The organism is Micromonospora sp. IBHARD004, assembly GCF_052814115.1.
In genome coordinates, this window is record NZ_CP199934.1 from 3,781,091 (window position 1) to 3,800,490 (window position 19,400).

General features: G+C 73.5%; 21 protein-coding genes. 12 read left to right on the forward strand and 9 right to left on the reverse strand.

Features of this window, described 5'->3' with window-relative positions; all coding sequences use genetic code 11:
- Positions 1-28: 28 nt before the first annotated feature.
- Together ACTWO6_RS18480 and ACTWO6_RS18485 are read right to left on the reverse strand one after the other, a co-directional pair.
- The gene (locus ACTWO6_RS18480; protein WP_446215078.1) at positions 29-1,369 is read right to left on the reverse strand and encodes a nicotinate phosphoribosyltransferase; all 1,341 of its coding nucleotides are present in this window, start codon (positions 1,367-1,369) and stop codon (positions 29-31) included.
- Between the two features lie 184 nt (positions 1,370-1,553).
- Positions 1,554-1,853, reverse strand: coding sequence for a hypothetical protein (locus ACTWO6_RS18485; RefSeq protein ID WP_446215079.1), 300 nt, complete (start codon positions 1,851-1,853; stop codon positions 1,554-1,556).
- Between the two features lie 133 nt (positions 1,854-1,986).
- On the opposite strand from ACTWO6_RS18485, the gene dinB reads away from it, so the two are divergent.
- Genes dinB through ACTWO6_RS18500 form a run of 3 tightly spaced genes read left to right on the forward strand, consistent with a single transcriptional unit; the run spans position 1,987 to position 4,485 of the window.
- Positions 1,987-3,174, forward strand: coding sequence for a DNA polymerase IV (gene dinB, locus ACTWO6_RS18490; protein WP_446215080.1), 1,188 nt, complete (start codon positions 1,987-1,989; stop codon positions 3,172-3,174).
- Between the two features lie 36 nt (positions 3,175-3,210).
- Positions 3,211-3,600: a VOC family protein gene (locus tag ACTWO6_RS18495; RefSeq protein WP_446220696.1), complete on the forward strand. Its 390-nt coding sequence runs from the start codon at positions 3,211-3,213 to the stop codon at positions 3,598-3,600.
- 42 nt (positions 3,601-3,642) lie between these two features.
- Entirely contained in the window at positions 3,643-4,485 is an 843-nt protein-coding gene (locus tag ACTWO6_RS18500) for a TIGR02452 family protein (protein ID WP_446215081.1), read from the forward strand.
- A gap of 151 nt (positions 4,486-4,636) precedes the next feature.
- On the opposite strand, the gene fdh is transcribed toward ACTWO6_RS18500, so the two are convergent.
- Positions 4,637-7,912: a formate dehydrogenase gene (gene fdh, locus ACTWO6_RS18505; RefSeq protein WP_446215082.1), complete on the reverse strand. Its 3,276-nt coding sequence runs from the start codon at positions 7,910-7,912 to the stop codon at positions 4,637-4,639.
- Between the two features lie 141 nt (positions 7,913-8,053).
- Here fdh and ACTWO6_RS18510 point away from each other — a divergent pair, with 141 nt between their 5' ends.
- Both ACTWO6_RS18510 and ACTWO6_RS18515 read left to right on the forward strand, forming a co-directional pair.
- The gene (locus ACTWO6_RS18510; RefSeq protein ID WP_446215083.1) at positions 8,054-8,290 is read left to right on the forward strand and encodes a hypothetical protein; all 237 of its coding nucleotides are present in this window, start codon (positions 8,054-8,056) and stop codon (positions 8,288-8,290) included.
- Between the two features lie 35 nt (positions 8,291-8,325).
- The gene (locus tag ACTWO6_RS18515; protein ID WP_446215084.1) at positions 8,326-9,900 is read left to right on the forward strand and encodes an FMN-binding glutamate synthase family protein; all 1,575 of its coding nucleotides are present in this window, start codon (positions 8,326-8,328) and stop codon (positions 9,898-9,900) included.
- A gap of 4 nt (positions 9,901-9,904) precedes the next feature.
- On the opposite strand, the gene ACTWO6_RS18520 is transcribed toward ACTWO6_RS18515, so the two are convergent.
- The 3 genes from ACTWO6_RS18520 to ACTWO6_RS18530 all read right to left on the reverse strand — a co-directional run bounded on the left by ACTWO6_RS18520 (position 9,905) and on the right by ACTWO6_RS18530 (position 12,812).
- Entirely contained in the window at positions 9,905-10,618 is a 714-nt protein-coding gene (locus ACTWO6_RS18520; protein ID WP_446215085.1) for an RraA family protein, read from the reverse strand.
- 45 nt (positions 10,619-10,663) lie between these two features.
- Positions 10,664-11,977, reverse strand: coding sequence for an FUSC family protein (locus ACTWO6_RS18525; protein ID WP_446215086.1), 1,314 nt, complete (start codon positions 11,975-11,977; stop codon positions 10,664-10,666).
- An 82-nt stretch (positions 11,978-12,059) separates the two neighbouring features.
- Positions 12,060-12,812: a dienelactone hydrolase family protein gene (locus tag ACTWO6_RS18530; protein ID WP_446215087.1), complete on the reverse strand. Its 753-nt coding sequence runs from the start codon at positions 12,810-12,812 to the stop codon at positions 12,060-12,062.
- 121 nt (positions 12,813-12,933) lie between these two features.
- Between ACTWO6_RS18530 and ACTWO6_RS18535 the strand changes: the two genes are divergently transcribed.
- From ACTWO6_RS18535 to ACTWO6_RS18545, 3 genes are all read left to right on the forward strand, one after another.
- Positions 12,934-13,203, forward strand: a complete 270-nt coding sequence (locus tag ACTWO6_RS18535) for an SRPBCC family protein (RefSeq protein WP_446215088.1) — start codon at positions 12,934-12,936, stop codon at positions 13,201-13,203.
- Positions 13,204-13,291: 88 nt separating this feature from the next.
- Positions 13,292-13,816 (forward strand): GNAT family N-acetyltransferase, encoded by a 525-nt coding sequence (locus tag ACTWO6_RS18540; RefSeq protein ID WP_446215089.1) that lies wholly within the window; start codon positions 13,292-13,294, stop codon positions 13,814-13,816.
- A gap of 82 nt (positions 13,817-13,898) precedes the next feature.
- Complete coding sequence (locus ACTWO6_RS18545; RefSeq protein WP_446215090.1) at positions 13,899-14,270, forward strand: hypothetical protein; 372 nt, start codon at positions 13,899-13,901, stop codon at positions 14,268-14,270.
- 39 nt (positions 14,271-14,309) lie between these two features.
- Here ACTWO6_RS18545 and ACTWO6_RS18550 read toward each other — a convergent pair whose 3' ends face one another.
- Positions 14,310-14,441, reverse strand: coding sequence for a hypothetical protein (locus ACTWO6_RS18550; protein WP_446215091.1), 132 nt, complete (start codon positions 14,439-14,441; stop codon positions 14,310-14,312).
- A gap of 31 nt (positions 14,442-14,472) precedes the next feature.
- Between ACTWO6_RS18550 and ACTWO6_RS18555 the strand changes: the two genes are divergently transcribed.
- Positions 14,473-14,886 carry a ribosomal maturation YjgA family protein gene (locus ACTWO6_RS18555; RefSeq protein WP_446215092.1) on the forward strand — a complete coding sequence of 138 codons (414 nt, stop codon included), beginning with the start codon at positions 14,473-14,475 and terminating at the stop codon, positions 14,884-14,886.
- Between the two features lie 4 nt (positions 14,887-14,890).
- On the opposite strand, the gene ACTWO6_RS18560 is transcribed toward ACTWO6_RS18555, so the two are convergent.
- Positions 14,891-15,859 (reverse strand): GNAT family N-acetyltransferase, encoded by a 969-nt coding sequence (locus ACTWO6_RS18560; protein WP_446215093.1) that lies wholly within the window; start codon positions 15,857-15,859, stop codon positions 14,891-14,893.
- Between the two features lie 74 nt (positions 15,860-15,933).
- Between ACTWO6_RS18560 and ACTWO6_RS18565 the strand changes: the two genes are divergently transcribed.
- The gene (locus ACTWO6_RS18565; protein WP_446215094.1) at positions 15,934-16,722 is read left to right on the forward strand and encodes an enoyl-CoA hydratase/isomerase family protein; all 789 of its coding nucleotides are present in this window, start codon (positions 15,934-15,936) and stop codon (positions 16,720-16,722) included.
- Here ACTWO6_RS18565 and ACTWO6_RS18570 read toward each other — a convergent pair.
- Positions 16,709-17,896, reverse strand: a complete 1,188-nt coding sequence (locus ACTWO6_RS18570; RefSeq protein ID WP_446215095.1) for a CaiB/BaiF CoA transferase family protein — start codon at positions 17,894-17,896, stop codon at positions 16,709-16,711. The genes ACTWO6_RS18565 and ACTWO6_RS18570 overlap by 14 nt on opposite strands.
- A gap of 196 nt (positions 17,897-18,092) precedes the next feature.
- Between ACTWO6_RS18570 and ACTWO6_RS18575 the strand changes: the two genes are divergently transcribed.
- Positions 18,093-18,494 (forward strand): DUF2267 domain-containing protein, encoded by a 402-nt coding sequence (locus tag ACTWO6_RS18575; RefSeq protein WP_130335672.1) that lies wholly within the window; start codon positions 18,093-18,095, stop codon positions 18,492-18,494.
- Positions 18,495-18,547: 53 nt separating this feature from the next.
- Positions 18,548-19,336 (forward strand): DUF427 domain-containing protein, encoded by a 789-nt coding sequence (locus ACTWO6_RS18580; RefSeq protein WP_446215096.1) that lies wholly within the window; start codon positions 18,548-18,550, stop codon positions 19,334-19,336.
- Positions 19,337-19,400: the final 64 nt, after the last annotated feature.

Sequence of the window (19,400 nt, forward strand, 5' to 3'; positions counted from 1 at the left end):
GCTGCCTCGGGTCGCACCTGCCGCCTGATCAGTACGCGCCGGCCCGCCCCACCTGCGCGGTCACCCGGTCCCGCAGCTCGGTGAGGCCGGGGCTCACCGTCGCGGTGAGCGGGGTCGGGTCGGCCAGCCGGCGCGCAGCCTCGGGCAGCCAGGCGAGGTCCGCGTCGAACCGGCGGCGCGCGGCCTGCACCTCACCGGCCGGATCGGCGGCCTCGACGCGACGTCCGCCGCGCATGACCGGCACGAGCAACGGCTCGCGGCCCGCCGGTGGCGGTTCGTCGCGCAGCCCGACCACGTCGCCGCTCGCCCCGGTGGGGTCACGGAAGACCTGCTTGGGGCCGGGCAGGGTGGCCTTGCCGGGCGACAGCTTGAGCACCGGCCGGTCGCCGAAGGCGACGAGTTTGTAGGCGCTGTCCAGGGACGGGGCGTCGAAGGAGACGCCCATCCGGGTGCCGACGCCGTAGGCGTCGATCGGTGCGCCCTGCGCGACGAGGGCCGCGATGACGTCCTCGTCGAGGCTGCCGCTGGCCACGATCTTCGCCTGGGTGAGCCCGGCGCCGTCCAGGATCGCGCGGGTCTGCTCGGCCAGGTCGGCCAGATCGCCCGAGTCGAGCCGGACGCCGAGCGGCCCGGTCACCCCGAGCTCGGTGATGACGTCGACGGCGGCCCGCACGCCGGCGGGCGTGTCGTAGGTGTCGACGAGGAAGATCGGGTTGGTGGGAAAGTCGGCGGCGAACGCGCGGAACGCGGCCCGCTCGTCGGGGAACGCCTCGACGTACGAGTGGGCCATCGTCCCGGACGGTCGCAGGCCGTAGCGTCGGGCTGCCTCGACGTCGCTGGTGGCGGCGAAGCCGGCGATGGCCGACGCCCGCGCCACCCCCGCCCCCGCCTCGATCCCGTGCGTACGGCGGAAGGCGAAATCGACCAGCTCCGCGTCCCCGGCGGCGAGCCGGCAGCGGGCGGCCTTGCTGGCCACCGTGGTGTGGAAGGTGATCAGGTTCAGCACGCCGGTCTCCACCAGCTGCGCCTCGGCGATCGGCGCGGTCACCTCCACCAGCGGCTCGTCGGCGAAGACCACGCGGCCCTCCGGCACGGCCCGCACGTCCCCGGTGAACCGCAGCCCGGCGAGCGCCGCCACGGTCGGGTGGTCGAGGCCGACGACGTCGCGCAGGTAGCCCAGCTCGTCGTCGTCGAACGCGAAGCCCTCGAGGAACGCCAGCGCCTCGGCCAGCCCGGCGGCCACCAGGAAGCCGCGCCGGGGCGGCAGGCGGCGGACGAAGAGGCTGAACGTGGCGGCTTCCACCATGTCGCGGCGCAGGTAGCTGGCCGCCATCCGCAGCTCGTACAGGTCGGTACGCAACCCGGTCATGCCACCTCCACCCGCTCGGCACCGCCACCGGCGGACCGGCGACGTCGACCCGATCCCCGCCCGGCCTCGCTCCCACTGTCTGCGATCCGGTGACGGTGCGTGCGGGAAATGGAACATCGCCGTCGGCGCTCGCGGGCGACGTCTCCAGCGGTGGCCGTTCCGGCGCCCGTCCGCGGTCCCGCCGCTAGGCGGGCCGGCGCCCGTCGAGCCGGACGGTCCACGGCTCGACGCTGTCTATTTCGAGGTGCGAACCGCTCCACGGATCACGCGCGAGCGTCGCGCGCACGGCGCCCTCCGACTCGGCCTCGACGGCGAGCGCCACGCGGCGCTCGTCGGCCAACGGGCCGCCGAGGACGACGAAGCCCGACGCCACGAGCCCGTCCATGAACGCGGCGTGCGCCGACCAGTCGAGCTGCTCCTCCACCGGCCGCGCCGGGTCCCACCGGGGGCCGGACCGGCGGAGCGTGACGAGGTACATCGCCATGCGCCGATCATAGGACTCCGGCGTCCGCGCGTCGCGGCACGAGCCGCCCGACCGGCCTGAGAAAGGGCGTCCGGCAGTCACCGTTTCGGCAGGTCACTGAAGTACGGCGAGCCGGCCATGCGAACATGTGTTCGTGTCGGGCGACGCCACCATCCTGCACGCCGACCTGGACGCGTTCTACGCGTCGGTCGAGCAGCGGGACGACCCACGGCTGCGCGGCCGGCCGGTGATCGTCGGCGGTGGGGTGGTGCTGGCGTGCAGCTACGAGGCGAAGGCGCGCGGGGTGCGCAGCGCGATGGGCGGGCGGCAGGCGCGCCGGCTCTGCCCGGACGCGATCGTCGTGCCGCCGCGGATGGCGGCGTACACGGCGGCGAGCCGGGCCGTGTTCGAGATCTTCCGAGGGACCACTCCCCTGGTCGAGGGGCTCTCCATCGACGAGGCGTTCCTCGACGTCGGCGGCCTGCGCCGCCTCGCCGGCCCGCCACGTGACATCGCCGTCCGACTGCGCCGCGAGGTCCGGGAACGGGTCGGCCTGCCGATCACCGTCGGGGTGGCCCGGACGAAGTTCCTGGCGAAGGTGGCCAGCGGGGTGGCGAAGCCGGACGGCCTGCTGGTCGTCGCGCCGGACCGCGAGTTGGAGTTCCTGCACCCGCTGCCGGTGGAGCGGCTCTGGGGCGTCGGCCCGGTCACCGCGGCGAAGCTGCGCGACCGGCGCATCCGTACCGTCGGGCAGGTGGCCCGGTTGGGCGAGGCGACCCTGGTCTCCCTGCTCGGCCCGGGCGCCGGTCGGCACCTGCACGCCCTGGCGCACAACCGCGACCCGCGCCCGGTGCAGGTCGGCCGGGGGCGGTCCTCGATGGGCGCGCAGCACGCCCTCGGCCGGGAGCCGCACTCCCCCGCGGACCTCGACGCCGTCCTGGCCGGGCTCGTCGACCGGGTGACCCGACGGATGCGTGGCGCCGGCCGGACCGGCCGCACGGTGATGCTGCGACTGCGGTTCGGCGATTACACCCGGGCGACCCGTTCGCACACCCTGTCCAAGGCGACGGCGCAGACCGGGCCGCTGCTGGCGGCGGCGCGGGCGCTGCTGCGGACGGCGCTGCCGGAGATCGACGCCCGGGGCGTCACGCTGATCGGGGTGTCGGTCGGCAACCTCGACGACGGGCACGAGCAGCTGCCGCTGCCGTTCGACCGTGATCCCGGCGCCGACCTCGACGCCGCGGTGGACGCGGTCCGGGACCGGTTCGGGTCGGCGGCGCTGACCCGGGCGGTGCTGCTCGGCCGCGACCCCGGCCTGGAGATGCCCCGCCTGCCGGACTGACCCCCCGAGCGGACGTTGTATGGTCCACGGGTGTCGATGTTCCGCACGCCGCAGGTCATCCTGTTCAGCGAGGACGTCACCCGGGCGGCCGCCTTCTACGCGCGCCTCGGGTTCACCGAGACCTTCCGGGTGCCCACCGAGGGCGAGCCGATCCACGTCGACCTCACCCTCGACGGCTACCGGATCGGCATCGCGTCGGTCGACTCCACCCGCGACGACCACGGCCTCGCCCCCGTACCGTCGGGCCAGCGCGCGGCGGTCGTCCTGTGGACCGACGACACCGCCGCCGCGTACGAGAAGGTCACCGGCGACGGTGCGCCCGCCCTCGCGGCGCCGCACATCTGGCTCGACCGGCTGTTGATCGCCTGGACGGCCGACCCGGACGGCAACCCGATCCAGGTCGTCCAGCACCTGCCGGCCCGATAACCGGTCGTCGCCACCCACGCCACTGCCGCACAATCGGCGATCATGAGTACGCGGCTGCGGGCGATCGCCCGCGACACCCTGGACATCCTCGACGCCGGCCACTACCGCAACACCGCCGGCGCACGGGTCGACCTCGCGGGCCGGGTGCGTGCCGCCGTCGCCGGCACCCGGCTGCACCTGCCCGACGATCCGCTGCCCACACCGCCTACCGGCGGCGGCGCGCCGGCCGTCGAGGTGACCGGGGAGAGCGCCCTGGTGGCCGCCCGGCGGCTCGTCGAGGACGGGGCCGTCGCCGCACTGGTCTTCGCCTCGGCGAAGAACCCTGGCGGCGGCTTCCGGACCGGGGCCCAGGCCCAGGAGGAGAGCATCGCGCGGGCCTCCGCGCTCTTCCCCTGCCTCACCGCCGTCGGCGAGTTCTACGAGTTCCACCGCGAGCAGCGGGACCTGCTCTACAGCGACCGGGTCATCCAATCCCCCCGGGTGCCGGTGTTCCGCGACGACAAGGGCCGGCTGCTCGACGCCGCCCACGAGGTGTCCTTCCTGACCGCGGCCGCGCCGAATCGGGGCGCGGTGCTGCGCAACCAGCCCGCCGACATCGACCGGGTGGCGCCGGTGCTGCGGACCCGGGCGCGCCGGGTCCTCGCGGTCGCCGCGGCGCACGGACACCGGCGGCTGGTGCTCGGCGCGTGGGGCTGCGGAGTGTTCCGCAACGACCCGGCCACCGTGGCGGAGGCGTTCGCGCTGGCCCTGGCCGACGCGGCCGGCTGGTTCGACCAGGTGAGCTTCGCGGTGCTCGACCGGGCCGATGGTCCGGTGTACGCCGCCTTCGCCGCCCGCTTCGGCGCCGCGCCCACTGGCCCGCATCCTGGTAGCGGACCAGCTTGAGCGTGCCAGTTCGTCGCCGGCCGGCGGCCGACGACAACGGCGCTGCATCCGATGCGGGCGCTGGTGTCGACCCCATCCGCGGTGGGGCTTCCGAGCCTGCGTGAGGCGCCGGGCCCACCGGGCCGTACCGGCTGTTGGCATGGAGCATCGATCAGGTTTCCTGGTCGCCGCCGCTGTCCGCAGCGCCGGTGGTGACGATCGGCGGGTAGTGCGAGAAGAGGTCCCCCGACCGCCGCCGGTAATCGGCGACGAGGTCGCGCAGCTCCCGACCCCTCGGCCGTCGACCGGGTCGGATGTCGCAGGTACCGACCTTGCTCTCCTGGATCAGTACATTGGGGTCGAGCGTGATCCCGAACAGGTCGTTGGCCGAGTCGCCTCGGGTGAGGCCCTCATATCCCCAGTGATAGGGCAGCCAGATCTGGTGGATGATCCGGTCGTCGATCCGCAGCGGCGTGAGCCGGTCGGTCACCATGACGCGCGCCTCGATGGCGGCGCGCGCGCTGACCAGGTGGGCCCAGCCCAGGTGGGTCAACCCCCGCTCGACCGCCAACTCCGGCGACACCTCGACGAACATCGCTGGCTGCAGCTCGGCGAGGTGTGTCACCGTCCGGCTCATCCCGCCCGCCGTGTGGTGCTCCGTGAGCCGGCTGACCGTGAAGACGTACGGAAAGATCTCGCTGTGCGGCTCCGGCGGGCTCGGGTTGAGCGAATTGACCGGGTGCGTATAGACCTTGCGGGTCGGGTTGGCCTGCTGGCCGTAGAGCGGGTTACTCACCGGCGACTCGGCCGGCTCGTAGTGGGTGGGCATTGGCCCGTCGAGCACCCCGGTCGGCGCGTACAGCCAGCCTTTGCCGTCGCCCTGCATGATGAACGGGTCGTTGCCGGCGAGCCCCTCCACACCGGTGGCTCCCTCGGGCGGCCGATAGGACGGCGGCTTCGTCTTCTCGAAGTCCGCCACGTCGTAGCCGGTCCACTCGCCCTTTCCCTCGTCCCACCAGACGTACTTCTTCCGCTCGCTCCACGGTTTGCCATCGGGATCGGCCGAGGCACGGTTGTAGAGGATCCGCCGGTTGGCCGGCCAGGCCCAGCCCCACTCCGGGGCCACCCAGGTCTGCTCCGAGCCGGGCCTGCGGCGGGCAGCCTGGTTGGCACCGTCGGCGAACACCCCGGAGTAGATCCAGCACCCGCCGGCTGTGGAACCGTCGTCCTTCATCTCGGTGAACAGCGACAGCGGCCGGCCGGTGGCCACCTCGTAACCGTTGATCTCGCGCAGCACGTCCTCGGCGCTCGGCTCGGCGTGCGGGCCATGCGTCGGATAGTTCCAGTTGAGGTCGAGCAGCGCCCGATCGCGCGGCCGGGTCGAGCCCGCCAGCCGTTCGCGGATGATGCGGCCGAGGTGGTAGGAGAACCACAGCTCGGAGCGGCAGTCGCCGGGCGGGTCGAGGGCCTTCTCCCGCCACTGCAGCAGCCGCTGGGTCTGGGTGAACGTGCCCTCCTTCTCGACGTGCGAGGCCGCCGGCAGGAAGAAGACCTCGGTGCGGCACCGCTCGGTCACGATCTCACCGGTCTCGATCTCGGGGGCGTTCTTCCAGAACGTCGCGCTCTCGATCATGAACAGGTCGCGGACCACCAGCCAGTCCAGGTTGGCCATGCCTAGCCGCTGCGCGCGGCCGTGCGCGGAGCCGACCGCCGGGTTCTGGCCGAGCAGGAAGTAGCCCTTCACCTTGCCGTCGATCATGTCCAGCACCTGCTGGTACGTCCCGTGGTCGCCGGTCATCCGCGGCAGGTAGTCGTAGCAGTAATCGTTCTCGGCGGTGGCCGCGTCACCCCAGTACGCCTTGAGCAGGTTGACCCCGTATGCCTTCGCGTTGCCCCAGAAGCCCTTCTGGCCCGGATGCTGGATGCTCTCAATCCAGTCGTCGAACGTCGGGTGGTCGGCGTGGTGCGGCATCGGCAGATAGCCGGGCAGCAGGTTGAACAGCGTCGGGATGTCCGTCGAGCCCTGGATGTTGGCGTGTCCCCGCAGGGCCATGATCCCGCCGCCCGGGCGGCCCACGTTACCCAGCAGCAGCTGGATGATCGCGCCGATGCGGATGAACTGCACCCCCAAGCTGTGTTGCGTCCAGCCCACCGAGTAGACGAGCATGCTGGTCCGGTCCCGGCCGGAGTTCTCCGTCCAGGCGCGCGCCAGCTCCAGGAACTTCTCCGGCGGGATGCCGCAGACCCGCTCGACCATCTCCGGGGTGTAGCGGGCATAGTGGCGCTTGAGGATCTGGTAGACGCAGCGCGGATGCCGCAGCGTCTCGTCCCGCTCGGCCTGCCCGCCGATCGGTGCGCCGTGCGACTCGTGCTCCAACCCGGCCGCGGTCTCCCGCTGGGTCTCCGTGTCGCGCACCGCGCCGATGGGCTCGTGCCCCTCGTACAGCCAGCTCGCCTGGTCGTAACTGGCGTTGTTCGGCTTGAAGCCGGAGAACAACCCGTCCAGATCCTCGGTGTCGCGGTAGCCCTCGGTGAGAATCGTCGCCGCGTTGGTGTAGGCGACCACGTAGTCACGGAAGTCCAGCTCGTTCTCCAGGATGTACCGCACCACGCCGCCGAGCAGCGCGATGTCGGTGCCCGCCCGGATCGGCAGGTACGTGTCGGCGACCGCGCTGGTCCGGGTGAACCGCGGGTCGACGTGGAAGACCTTGGCGCCGCGGGCCTTGGCCTCCATCACCCACTGGAAGCCCACCGGGTGGGCCTCGGCCATGTTGGAGCCCTGGATGATGACGCAGTCCGAGTTGATCAGGTCCTGCTGGAAGTCCGTCGCGCCGCCGCGACCGAAGCTGGTCCCCAGACCGGGAACGGTGGCGGAGTGTCAAATCCGGGCCTGGTTCTCGATCTGGAGCGCCCCCATCGCCGTGAACAGCTTCTTGATGAGGTAGTTCTCCTCGTTGTCCAGCGTCGCCCCGCCCAGGCTGGAGATGCCCAGCGTCCGGTTCAGCGGCCGGCCGGAGTCGTCGACGTCCTCCCAGGTCACGTCACGGGCGGCGAGGACCCGGTCGGCGATCATGTGCATCGCCGTGTCGAGGTCGAGCTCCTCCCACTCGGTACCGTACGGCCGGCGGTAGCGCACCTTCTGCTGGCGCAGCTCGCTGGTCACGTAGTTCTTGCTCGCGGAGCCCTTCGGGCACAGCCGGCCCCGGGAGATCGGGCTGTCCGGGTCGCCCTCGATCTGGGTGACCTGCCCGTCCTTGACGTACACCCGCTGCCCGCAGCCAACGGCGCAGTAGGGGCAGACCGACCTGGCCACCGAATCGGCGGTCTCGGTGCGGGCGGTCAGCGACGTGGAGCGCGCGGACTTGGCCGCGGCGCCCCGGCCAAGCGGATCGGTGCCGGTGAGCTGGCGATAGACCGGCCAGCCCTCGATCCAGGTGCGCACACCCATCTCAGAATCTTTCCGACGAAACGGACTGGAACGCGAACGGTTCGACACTAGGTGAGTTGCCAGCCGGGCGCAGCGCGTTGACAACGGCGACCGCTGCCCAGCGGTGCGCGGTCTGACCAGGAAGGAAAGCCCTTCGCCGGCGTGGAGAAGGGCGAGCGGACCGGGTTGTTGTCGGTGAGCCGGGAGGAGGCCGCAGTCGCGGTCGCGGACGACCCCACCGTGTACGAAGAGGTGTCGCGCAGGTCCGCCACCATGATCTTCGTCGGCCTCCGGGTAGACCTGGCGAAGATCTCGGAGCAGCGCCTCCTGGAACTGGTCGAGCACGCGTGGCGCAACAAGGCACCCAGGCGGCTGGTGGCCGCGCACGACGCCCGGTAGTTTCGCGCACACGCCGGCCGGGGAGAGAGGCGGGCATGAAGTGGGCCAGTCGTGCCGTACCCGTCGTCTCCGCCGCCGTCGCCGCCCTCGCCGCGCGCGACCTGCTGCAGCGCGACCACGCGCTGCTGCGCAACTTCCCGGTCATCGGCCGGGCCCGGTACCTGCTGGAGGCGATCGGGCCGGAGCTGCGGCAGTACATCGTCGCCGGGAACAACGAGGAGCGGCCGTTCACCCGGGACCAGCGCCGTTGGATCTACGCCTCGGCGAAGAAGGAGAACAACTACTTCGGCTTCGGCACGGACAACGACATCGAGTACACCCCCGGGTATCCGATCATCAAGCACCGGACGTTCGGCCGGGCGGTGCCGCCGTCGACGCCGACCGCCGGACACGAGGTGGAGCTGCCCTGCGCCAAGGTCCTCGGCGGCCCGCGCGGCCGGGCGAAGGCGTTCCGGCCCGGCTCGGTGGTCAACATCTCCGGGATGAGCTTCGGCTCGCTCTCCGGCCGGGCGGTGGAGGCGCTCAACAAGGGCGCCGCGCTGGCCGGCTGCCTGCAGAACACCGGCGAGGGCGGCCTGTCGCCGTACCACCGCAACGGCGGTGACCTGGTGTTCCAGCTCGGCACCGCGTACTTCGGGTGCCGGGACGAGCGGGGGCGGTTCAGCCTGGACCGGCTCAGGGACCTGGTGGCCGGCGCGCCCGTGCGGGCGTTGGAGGTCAAGCTGAGCCAGGGGGCGAAGCCGAGCCTCGGCGGGCTGCTGCCCGGGGCGAAGGTGTCGGCGGAGATCGCCGCGACCCGGGGCGTCCCGCAGGGCCAGGACTGTGTCAGCCCGTCCCGGCACGCCGAGTTCTCCGACTGCGACAGCCTGCTCGACTGGGTGGAGCTCCTCGCCGCCGAGACCGGACTGCCGGTCGGCATCAAGTCCGCCGTCGGCGACCTGGGCTTCTGGGACGAGCTGACCACGCTGATGCGGGACACCGGCCGGGGCGTGGACTTCGTGAACGTCGACGGCGGCGAGGGAGGCACCGGCGCCGCGCCGCTGATCTTCACCGACTCGGTGTCGCTGCCGTTCCAGCAGGGCTTCACCCGGGTCTACCGGGCCTTCGCGGAGAAGGACCTGCACGAGCGGACGGTCTTCGTCGGCGGCGGCAAGCTGGGCCTGCCCGACAACGCCGTGGTCGCGTTCGCCCTCGGCTGCGACATGGTCAACGTCGGCCGGGAGGCGATGCTGGCGATCGGCTGCATCCAGGCGCAGAAGTGCCACACCGACACCTGCCCGACCGGCGTGGCCACCCAGAACCCCTGGCTGGCCCGGGGCCTCGACCCGACGCTGAAGTCGGTACGCGCCGCCAACTACCTCCGTACGCTGCGCCGCGACCTGGTCAAGGTCGCCGAGGCCTGCGGCGTCGAACATCCCGGCCTGATCGACACCGACGCGGTGGAGATCCTCGACGGCCGGACCGCCTCCACCCCGCTGCGCGAGGTCTACGGCTACCGGCCCGGGTGGGGCCTGCCGTCGGCGGCCGACCGGGCGGAGATCGTCCGGCTGATGACCGCCGAGGCGCCGCAGGGCGGCAGCGCCCCGCCGTCCCCGACCGCGTGCGGTTGACCCCTCACTCCTCGATCGCCCCGCCGACCGCGCGCAGGTGCGCGCGGAAGGTCAGCGCGGGGTCCTCGGCCCGCCCGGCGAGATAGGCGGCGAAGCGCACCTGGTCCCGCAGCGGGACGCCGGCGCGGATGCGCTCGGCCTGCCGCCGCTCGGCGTCCCGGATCGACTCGGCGAGGGTGAGCAGCTCACCGGCGCGCCGCGCGGGCACGAACAGCACCCCGTCATCGTCGCCCAGCGCGACGTCGTCGGCGTCCACCGTCCACTCCCCCACCGCCGCCGACGTCAACGCCTGCGGCGGACGGGCGTCGAGGCGCTGCGGGCCGGTGGGGATCGCGCCGAGGCTGAACACCGGCAGCCCGACCGCCCGGATGTCGGCGGTGTCCCGGTGCAGGCCCCAGATCACCACGCCGGCCAGGCCGGCGGCCTGCGCCTCCAGCACCACCAGGTCACCGACGCAGCTCTCGTCGGTACGGCCGGCGTTGTCGACGACCAGCACCTCGCCCGGGGTCGCCCGGTCGATCGCCTCCAGGAAGATGTCGACGCTGCCGACGTGCCGGGTGGGTGCGACCCGGCCGGCCAGCCGGGCACCGGGCAGGACGGGCCGTACGGCGGCGGGCGCGCAGCGGACCGGAACCGCCGCCCGCAGGCAGGCGTCGGCCACGTGTGCGGTGGTCAGCGATGCGAACCGACGGCGCAACTCGGGCGGATCGAGGCTCATGGCCAGACGGTAGTCAGCCGGGCCGGACCCGGTGGCGGGCCACTTTCAGACTCGTGGACTGCGCGAGCCCCAGCGTCGGCCGTGGGTTCGCGCGGTCGACCGCCGGTGCCGCCGGGTGCGGGCCGCCCCGGGGCGCCGGCGCGGCCGGTGCAGGTGGACCCGGGCCAGCGGTCGCACCGCCGCCTGCCCCCGGCCGGCCGCCTGCCGCACCATCCGGTTTGCGTCGTCCGGTTCGTACCCGGTCGCCCGGAGCAGTTCGCTGCCCCCCGTCCGCAGGTCGGTGACCATCGCGTCGCCGTAGGACCGCACCCCCTCGGCCCAGGCCCGGCCGGCGAGTTCGGCGCTCTCCCGGGTGAGCTGCCGGGCACGCTCCGGGTCCCGACCCTTCCGGCGCTCCTGGTGCATCGCCCGAACGGCCTCGCTCAGCCGCTCGATGGCGGCGGGAAGCTGGGCCGGAACCGGCTCCCCGTACTGCAGGGCGGTGGCCGATCGGCGGGCCACGGACCGGGCGTAGAAGATCAGCCGTTCCAGGTGTTCCGCGCCGAGGGCGTACCGCTGGTACTGCGCCCGGCGGTGCCAGCGGACCGGCGCGAGGGTGACCACCTCGTCGGCGCCGCTGAGCGCATCGTTCAGCCGGGCCACGTCGGCGTCGAGGCCACGGAGCTGTTCCAGCGCCCGGATCGCCGCGTCGGCGTCGCGCGCGGACAGGGCCCGCGCCACCGCGTCCAGCTGGTCGGTCAGGCCGGCGATGACCGGCTCCACCGCCCGGTCCAGCACCCGCATCGGGTTGATCGGCAGCAGCAGGGCCACCACCAGGATGCCGACCACGCCGCCGACCAGGGCGTCGAAGATCCGGGGCCACTCCAGGCCGGGCTGCGTCGGGGCGAGGGTGGCGATCAGCACGGCCGTACCGCCGGCCTGGCCGACCAGTGCGCCGCCCCGGCCGGCGACCAGCAGCGCGGTGGCGATGGCGATGGCGACGACCAGACCGGTCTGCCAGGGCCCGGAGCCGAGGACGAAGCGCAGCAGGTCCCCGACGACGATGCCGAGTCCCACGCCGACGAGCAGCTCGAACGTCCGGCGGGCCCGCTGGCCGAGGGCGGTGGCGATGGTGCCGACCGCGGCGGCCGGGGCGAAGACGTGCGCGCCGGGGCCCAGCAGATGCTGGGCGACCAGCGCCGCCAGCGCGGCGGCCAGCCCCGCCTGCACGGCGATCACGATGGTGACCTCCAGCTGGCGCAGCCGGATCCGACCGGCCTGCCCGCCCTGCCGCCGGGCCCGGTCCACCACCCGGCCGCCCCGCTCGACGACCTCGTCGAGCGGCGACCGGACGGAGTCGGCGGGACGGTCGTCGGGCACGGGGGCGGTTACCCGGCCGGGGGCGGGTGAATCGTCCCCGGTCGGGTGGTTGCCGCCGGGTCCCGGCCGGAGGCAGGGCGGGTCAGCGGCGGAACGTGCGTTCGAGCAGGTCGAACAGGGCGGTCCAGTGCCGCTCGGTCGCCGGCTCGTCGTACATCGCGGTGTCGGCCATGGTGAAGCCGTGCGGCGCGCCCGCGTACAGCTCGGAGCGGTAGGTGACCCCGGCGGCTTCGAGCGCCTTTTCCAGGGTGGCGATCTGCTCGGCGGTCATCGACTGGTCGTTGTCGGCGTGGGCGAAGTACACCTCGCCGGTGACCGACCCGACGCCCAGGTGCGGGCTGTCCGGCGCGTCGGTGACGACCCGGCCGGCGTGGAAGCTGGCCAGCGCCGCGATCCGGTCCGGGTACGCCTCGATCGCGCGCAGCGCGTTGGTGCCGCCCATGCAGTAGCCGGTGATGGCGACGGGCCCCGCCGCGACGTCCTCCCGCGCCTCCAGGAAGTCCAGGTACGCGCCGGCGTCACGGGCGACCGCGTCCGGGGTCAGCGCCCCGATGAACGGCATGAGCTGGCCGAAGATCGCGCCCCGCCGCTCCGGGTCGGCGAGCCCGGACAGGTCGACCAGCGGCGCCCGGCCGGCCCGGTAGAACAGGTTGGGCACCAGCACGACGTAGCCCCGGGCGGCGATCCGCTCGGCCATCTCGGCCAGCCGGGGCCGCAGCCCGAACGCGTCCATGAAGACCAGGACCGCCGGGAACGGCCCGTCCCCGTCCGGCCGGACGAGATACGCGTCCGCGACACCGTCGCTGGTCGGCACGTCCACGGTCGTGGTTTCCACCCGGAGCCTCCTCGCTGATCGTCCCGCCTTGCACGCTACCCGCCGCCCTGCCGGTCCGCCCGGTTCGGCCGGCGGGGCCAGCGGCGGGCGCTCACACTGGATGCAGCCGTCCGTACGACAGATGGGAGCTCCGGTGCCGGTGGACGTGGTGTCGGAGGTGGTGATCGACCGCCCGGTCGCCGAGGTGGCCGCGTACGCGGGCGACCCGTCGAACGCCCCGGACTGGTACGTCAACATCAGGTCCGTGCAGTGGCTGACGCCGCCGCCGCTGCGGGTCGGCTCCCGGGTCGCCTTCGTGGCGCACTTCCTCGGCCGGCGGCTCGCCTACACGTACGAGATCGTCGAGCTGGTGTCGGGCGCCGGGCGAACCGCAAGGACCTGGCCCGGCTGAAGGCCCTGCTGGAGGGGCTCGGGGACTGAGCCGCCCGCCGCCGAAATTCGGGCGCGTGCCACGTCCCGGTGCGCCTATCGTGTCCGCGATGCTGATCAGACGCGAAACCCCCGCCGACGTCGACGCCGTCCGCGCCGTGCACACCGCCGCCTTCGCGAAGGGCGACGCCCCGGGCGCCGTACCGGTGGAGGCAACCCTGGTCGACGCGCTCCGCGCGGACGACGGCTGGCTGCCCGCGTTCTCCCTCGTCGCCACCGACGCGGGCGGCGAGGTCGTCGGCCACGTGGTCTGCACCCGCGGCACGGTCGCCGGCGCGCCGGTCGCGCTCGGCCTGGGGCCGCTCGGCGTGCTGCCGGCCTGGCAGCGCCGCGGTGTCGGCTCGGCGCTGATGCACGCGGTGCTGGGCGCCGCCGACGCGCGGGACGAGCCCCTGGTGGTGCTGCTCGGGCACCCGGAGTACTACCCGCGGTTCGGCTTCCGGCCGGCGGTGGACCTGGCGGTGACGCCGCCGGGTCCGTGGGGGCCGCGCTTCTTCATGGCCCGCCCGCTGAGCGCCTGGCAGCCGACGATCCGGGGCGAGTTCGCGTACGCGAAGCCGTTCGACGCCCTCTAGTGCGGTGTCCACTAACGTTCACCGGGTTTGCGGTGGGGACACCGCACTAGCCCCGCACAGCAGCCTCGGGCATGCTGGGTGGATGGGAGAGGTGCGACCGATGCCCAGCTTCGGTGACCTGTTCACCGACCTGCGCGGCGAGGACCGGACGATGCGCGTCAGCTACCACCCGGACCGCGGCGCGGTGGTGGTGTCCCTGTGGAGCGGCACGCTGTGCCGCGGCTCCTTCCGGATGCCCGTCGACGATGTGCGGCGACTGACGACCCTGCTCACCGGGATCGAGGCGTCGGTGGCGGGGCCGTCGGTCGCGCCGGCCGGCGACGGGCCCGCGGCGGGGGCCGCCGTCGCGGTCGAGGCCGCGTTGCCGGAGCCGGCCGTCGACCAGACCGGCGACGTCTCGGGTACGACGCACCGCGCGGCCCTGCCGATCCTGCCCGCGCCCCGGGTGGCCTAGCTCAGGGGCGGAGCTGACGCAGGGACGTCTGGAGGGTGGTCAGCTCTTGCGCGAACTGCCCGCGATGCCGTCCTTGATGTAGGCGCTCACCCTGGCCACCTTCAGCGCCGGCCGGCGGGCCGCCTCGGACGCGCCGTAGGGACCCGGGTCGCCGGGTCGCCTGGGCGGCATGGGGCCCGGCCCCGCCGGTAGCATCGGCCGGATGTCGATCAGGCCGGCGCTGGTCCGGGTGCTCATGCTGGTGGCGGCGGCCCTGTTCCTGGGGGTCGCGCTCACCATCCGGGCCCTCTCCGGCGGCCGGCTCGAGCAGTACTCCGGCACCGCCCTCTACGCGTCGATGGTCTACGCCGGGGTGCTGTTCCTGTGGCCACGGATGTCCCCGCTGCCGGCGGGCGCGGTCGCGGTCGCTTTCTGCTGGGCCGTCGAGTGCGCGCAGCTGACCGGCATCCCGGCCGCGCTGTCGGCGCGCAGCCTGCTGGCCCGGCTGGTGCTGGGTGTCCAGTTCGACCCGACGGACCTGCTCTGGTACCCGGTCGGCGTGGCACCCCTGGTCGCGGCCCACTGGATGCTGGCGGCCCGTCTTCGGCCAGCCGCCCGCAGGGTGACGGCGACGTGACGGATCAGTCGGCCGGGAGCTGCCGGGTGAGGATGGCGTGTCCCCGGCCGGTGTCGCTGAAGCCGAGCCGGGTGTAGAGGCGGCCGGCCACCGGGTTGTCGCTGCCCACGTGCAGCTCCGCCCGCCGGTGACCGGCCTCGCGGGACGTGACCAGGGTCTGGGCGAGCATGGCGCTGGCCACGCCCCGGCCCTGCCACGTCGGCCGGGTGCCGAGGCAGTGCAGCAGCGCGGCCGCCCGACCGCGGACGTCCACATGGTCGAGGGTGAACAGGAAGCCGACGACGGGGTTGCCGTCCGGCCCGTCCGGGGCGAGCGCCAGGACGGAGGCCTCCGGCAGGAAGGTCGGCAGGCCGGTGGCGTGCGCCGGCCAGCTCTCCCGGTCGGGGATCATCGCCGTCGGGCTGTCGGCGTACGCCTCGTTGTGGGTGAGCCGGGTCTGCTCGTCGTACCGGGGGTCGAAGGGGACGAGCGATACGCCGGCCGGGGCCGGCGCCGACAAGACCGGCTGGTCCAGGTCCCGGACGAGGGTCTGCTCCCAGCGCACGACGGCGAAGCCGGCCGCGGTGAGCAGGTCGAGGCGGCGCCGGTCGCTCGCGCCGCAGCGGGTGCCGAGCATCGCGGGCAGGTCCGGCCGGCGCTCCCGCCGCAGCTCCGCGGCCCGGTCGTTCAGCCAGTCGTGGACGCGCCGGGTGGCGGTGTCGCGCGCCGACGGATCGATCGCGCCGGTGAGCCGGATGCGCAGCACGCCCGGGCCGAGGCCCATGTCGGCGACCTCGACGTAGGCGACGAGCCGGCCGGCGGCGTCCTCGGCGACGAGGGTGTCCCGGGCGAGGTCGAGGCCGGGCCGGACCAGCCGGGCGCGGACCTGGTCGGGCTCGACTTCGAGGCCGACGGGATCGGCCTGCTCGCAGGCGGCGAGGAGCGCCGTCAGACGATCGACATCCGTCGTAGCGGCGGGGCGCCAACGCGTCACCGCCGTAGCCTAGCCCGGCTCTCCCACCGGCGGCTGTCCCGGAGGCAGCCCGTTGCCGCGGTTAGGCTGCGTCGATGACCGAACAGCCTGCCCTCACCCGCCTGGAGATCCAGCCCTCGGGGCTGGCCGTGCTGACCATCGACGCCGAGCCGCTCAATCTCTACACCCTCGACCTGCACGAACAGCTCGACGCGGCACTCGACCGGCTGCCGGTCGACACGCGGGCCCTGTTGATCCGCTTCGACGGCCGGGTGGTCAGCGCCGGCGTGGACGTCAGCCTCTTCGCCGCCCAGCAGTCACCGGAACAGGCGAAGATCCTTTTCGACCGGATGCTCACGCTGCCTGACCGGATCGCCGCGCTGGAGTTCCCCACCGTCTTCGCCGCCCACGCGCTCTGCCTGACCTGGGCGTTCGAGGTGGCGGTTGCCTGCGACATCATCCTGGCGGCCGAGCGGGCGAGCTTCGGCCTGGTGGAGAAGGTGGTCGGGCTGACCCCCACCATGGGCGGCACCCAGCGCCTCGCGGCGCGGGCCGGCGTCGGCCGGGCGAAGGAGTTCGTGATGACCGGCGAGCGCTACTCGGCCGCCGCGCTGGAGCGGTGGAACGTGGTCAACCGGGTCCTCCCGGACGCGGGTTTCGACGCGGCGGCGCGGGCGTTCGCCGGGCAGCTCGCCGCCGGCCCGACGCGCGCCCACGCCGCCACGAAGAGAGTGCTGGACCACTTCGCCGAGGGTGGCGTCCCCGAGGCCAACCGGCACGTCACGGGAATCGCCGCCGACCTGTACCGCACGGCGGACCTGCGCGGGGCGGTGCGCTCGTTCCTCGACGAGGGCCCGGGCAGGGCGACGTTCACCGGCCGCTGACCTGGGAGGCAGGGCCGCTCGGCTTGCCGGAAGCCAGCCAGGTGAGCACCTCCGCGGTGTGCTCACCGAGCCGGGGCGGTGGCCGGTGGTAGACCGCGGGCGCGGCCGAGAGCGTGATCGGGTGGGCGACCTGACGCACCGGTTGCGGCCGTTCCGGCCCGGGGATCTCCACGGCCGGCGCCAGCCCGAGCTCGGTGGCGAGGCTGAAGGCTCCGGCGAGGTCGTTGACCGGCCCGCACGGCACGCCGAGGCGGCTGAGCGCCGCGGCCAGGTCGTCGGCGGAGCGCAGCGACGTTCGCTCGGACAAGGTGGTGATGAGCGTTTCCCGGTGGCGTACCCGGTCGGCGTTGCTGACGTAGCGCGGGTCCTCGGCGACGGCGGGGATGCCGAGGGCCCGGCACAGCGCGCCGAACTGCGCGTCGGTGCCGACCGCCACCGCGAGCGGCCGATCGGCGGTGGGCAGCAGCTCGTACGGCACGATGCTCGGGTGCGAGTTGCCCAGGATGCCCGGGACCACGCCGGCCGAGACGTAGCCGGATGCCTGGTTGACCAGCGCGGACAGCAACGACGAGAGCAGGTTGACCTCGACGTGCTGGCCGGCGCCGGTGGCCTGGCGGTGGCGCAGCGCGGCCAGGATGCCGACGGTGGCGTGCAGCCCGGTGATCACGTCGACCAGGGCGACCCCGACCTTGACCGGCTCGCCCGGCCGGGCGCCGGTGACGCTCATCAGCCCGCCGACGGCCTGGACGAGCAGGTCGTATCCGGGCCGGTCGGCGCCCGCTCCTGAGCCGAAGCCGGTGATCGAGCAGTAGACGGCACGCGGGTTGGCGGCGGCGATGTCGGCGTGACCCAGGCCGTGGCGTTCCATCGTGCCGGGACGGAAGTTCTGCACGATCACATCCGCCCGGTACGCCAGGTCCCGGGCGACGGCCAGGTCTTCCGGATCGGTCAGATCCAACGTCACCGACCGCTTGTTGCGGTTGACGGACAGGTAGTAGGTAGCGGTGCCGTCGTGGTCGTACGGCGGACCCCAGGCGCGGGTGTCGTCACCCGCGCCGGGCCGTTCCACCTTCACCACGTCGGCGCCGAGGTCGGCCAGGAGCATGGTGGCGTACGGCCCGGCGAGAACCCGACTGAAGTCGGCGACGAGCACCCCGTCAAGAGACCCGGTCATGCGGCCCACTCCCTCACGACTGCGACGTGGTGGCGTCATCGGCGGCGCCGTCCTGGCGCAGTCGCCCACCCTAGTGAGGTCCGCACGGGATCCCGGAACGGGTCGCCCCGCCGCCCGGTGGCGCCGGCGCGCTTTCCCGTTTGAGGCGGCGGTGCGCGGGAAGACGCCGCTGACATCCGAGAGAAAGGCCCTGAAGGTGGACGACAACGAGTTCATCGGCTTGGTGGCGAAGCGCTCAGGGACGTCATCGGAGCAGGCGACCGCGGTCACGCGGGCCACGCTGACGACCCTGGCGGAACGGATCGACGGCGGCGAGGCGCGTGACCTCGCCGGCCAGCTTCCCGAGGGGCTGCGGGCGTACGCCTTCGGCTCCGGCGAGACCGCCGAGCGGTTCGGACTCGACGTGTTCCTGGCACGGGTCAGCGGGCGCGCCGACGTGGACGTGACACAGGCGAAGGACGGGGTGACCACGGTGTTCGACGTCCTCCGCGAGGCCCTCACACCCGAGGGGTACGACGACGTCGTGTCCCAGCTCCCGGCGGAGTTCGGGGAGGTCGCCGACCCGACCGCGCCGTTCGTGCAGCGCACGCGCGGCTAGCACCGGGACGGACGTGCGGGGTCGGCCCGCGCCGGTGCGGGCCGGGCAGAGGTATGTTGCTGCGGCGGGAGGACGAGGTGCCGGACTATCCCAAGGCGATCACCCCGGTCGACCACATCGAGCCGGCGCCCCGCCGGATCCGCGCGTTCCTCGCCGGTGAGCAGGTACTGGACAGCACCCATGCCCGGTACGTGTGGGAGTCGTCGTTCTACCCGCAGTACTACATCCCGATCGCCGACGTGGCCCGGGGTCTCCTGGTCGACGAGGAGCGCACGGAGGGGTCCCGGCGCGGCACCGCCCGGCTGCACGGGCTGCGGGTCGGCGAGACCGCCCGTCCGTCGTGCGGGCGGTGGTACGGGGACGACGCGCTGCCCGGGCTGAGGGACACGGTCCGGTTCGACTGGGCCGCGATGGACCGCTGGTTCGAGGAGGACGAGGAGGTCTTCGTCCACCCCCGCAACCCGTACGCCCGGGTGGACGCGCTGCGCTCCACCCGCACCGTACGGGTGGAGCTCAACGGGACGGTGCTGGCCGAGTCGACGTCGCCCGTGCTGGTCTTCGAGACCGGGCTGCCGACCCGCTACTACCTCAACCGCACCGACGTGAACTTCCGGCACCTCGTGCCGTCGGCGACGACGACCGCCTGCCCGTACAAGGGCCGGACCAGCGCCTACTGGTCGGTGCGGGTCGACGGCACGGACCACCCGGACCTGGCCTGGTCGTACGACTTCCCCACCGGGGCACTCCTGCCGATCGCCGGACTGATCGCCTTCTACAACGAGAAGGTCGATCTGACCGTCGACGGGGAGCGGCTCGCCCGCCCGAAGACGCACTTCTCCTGATCAACCGTGCCGGCGGATGTCGCCCGCCGTGGAGCGGGCCTGCGGTCCGATCACCGAAGTCCCG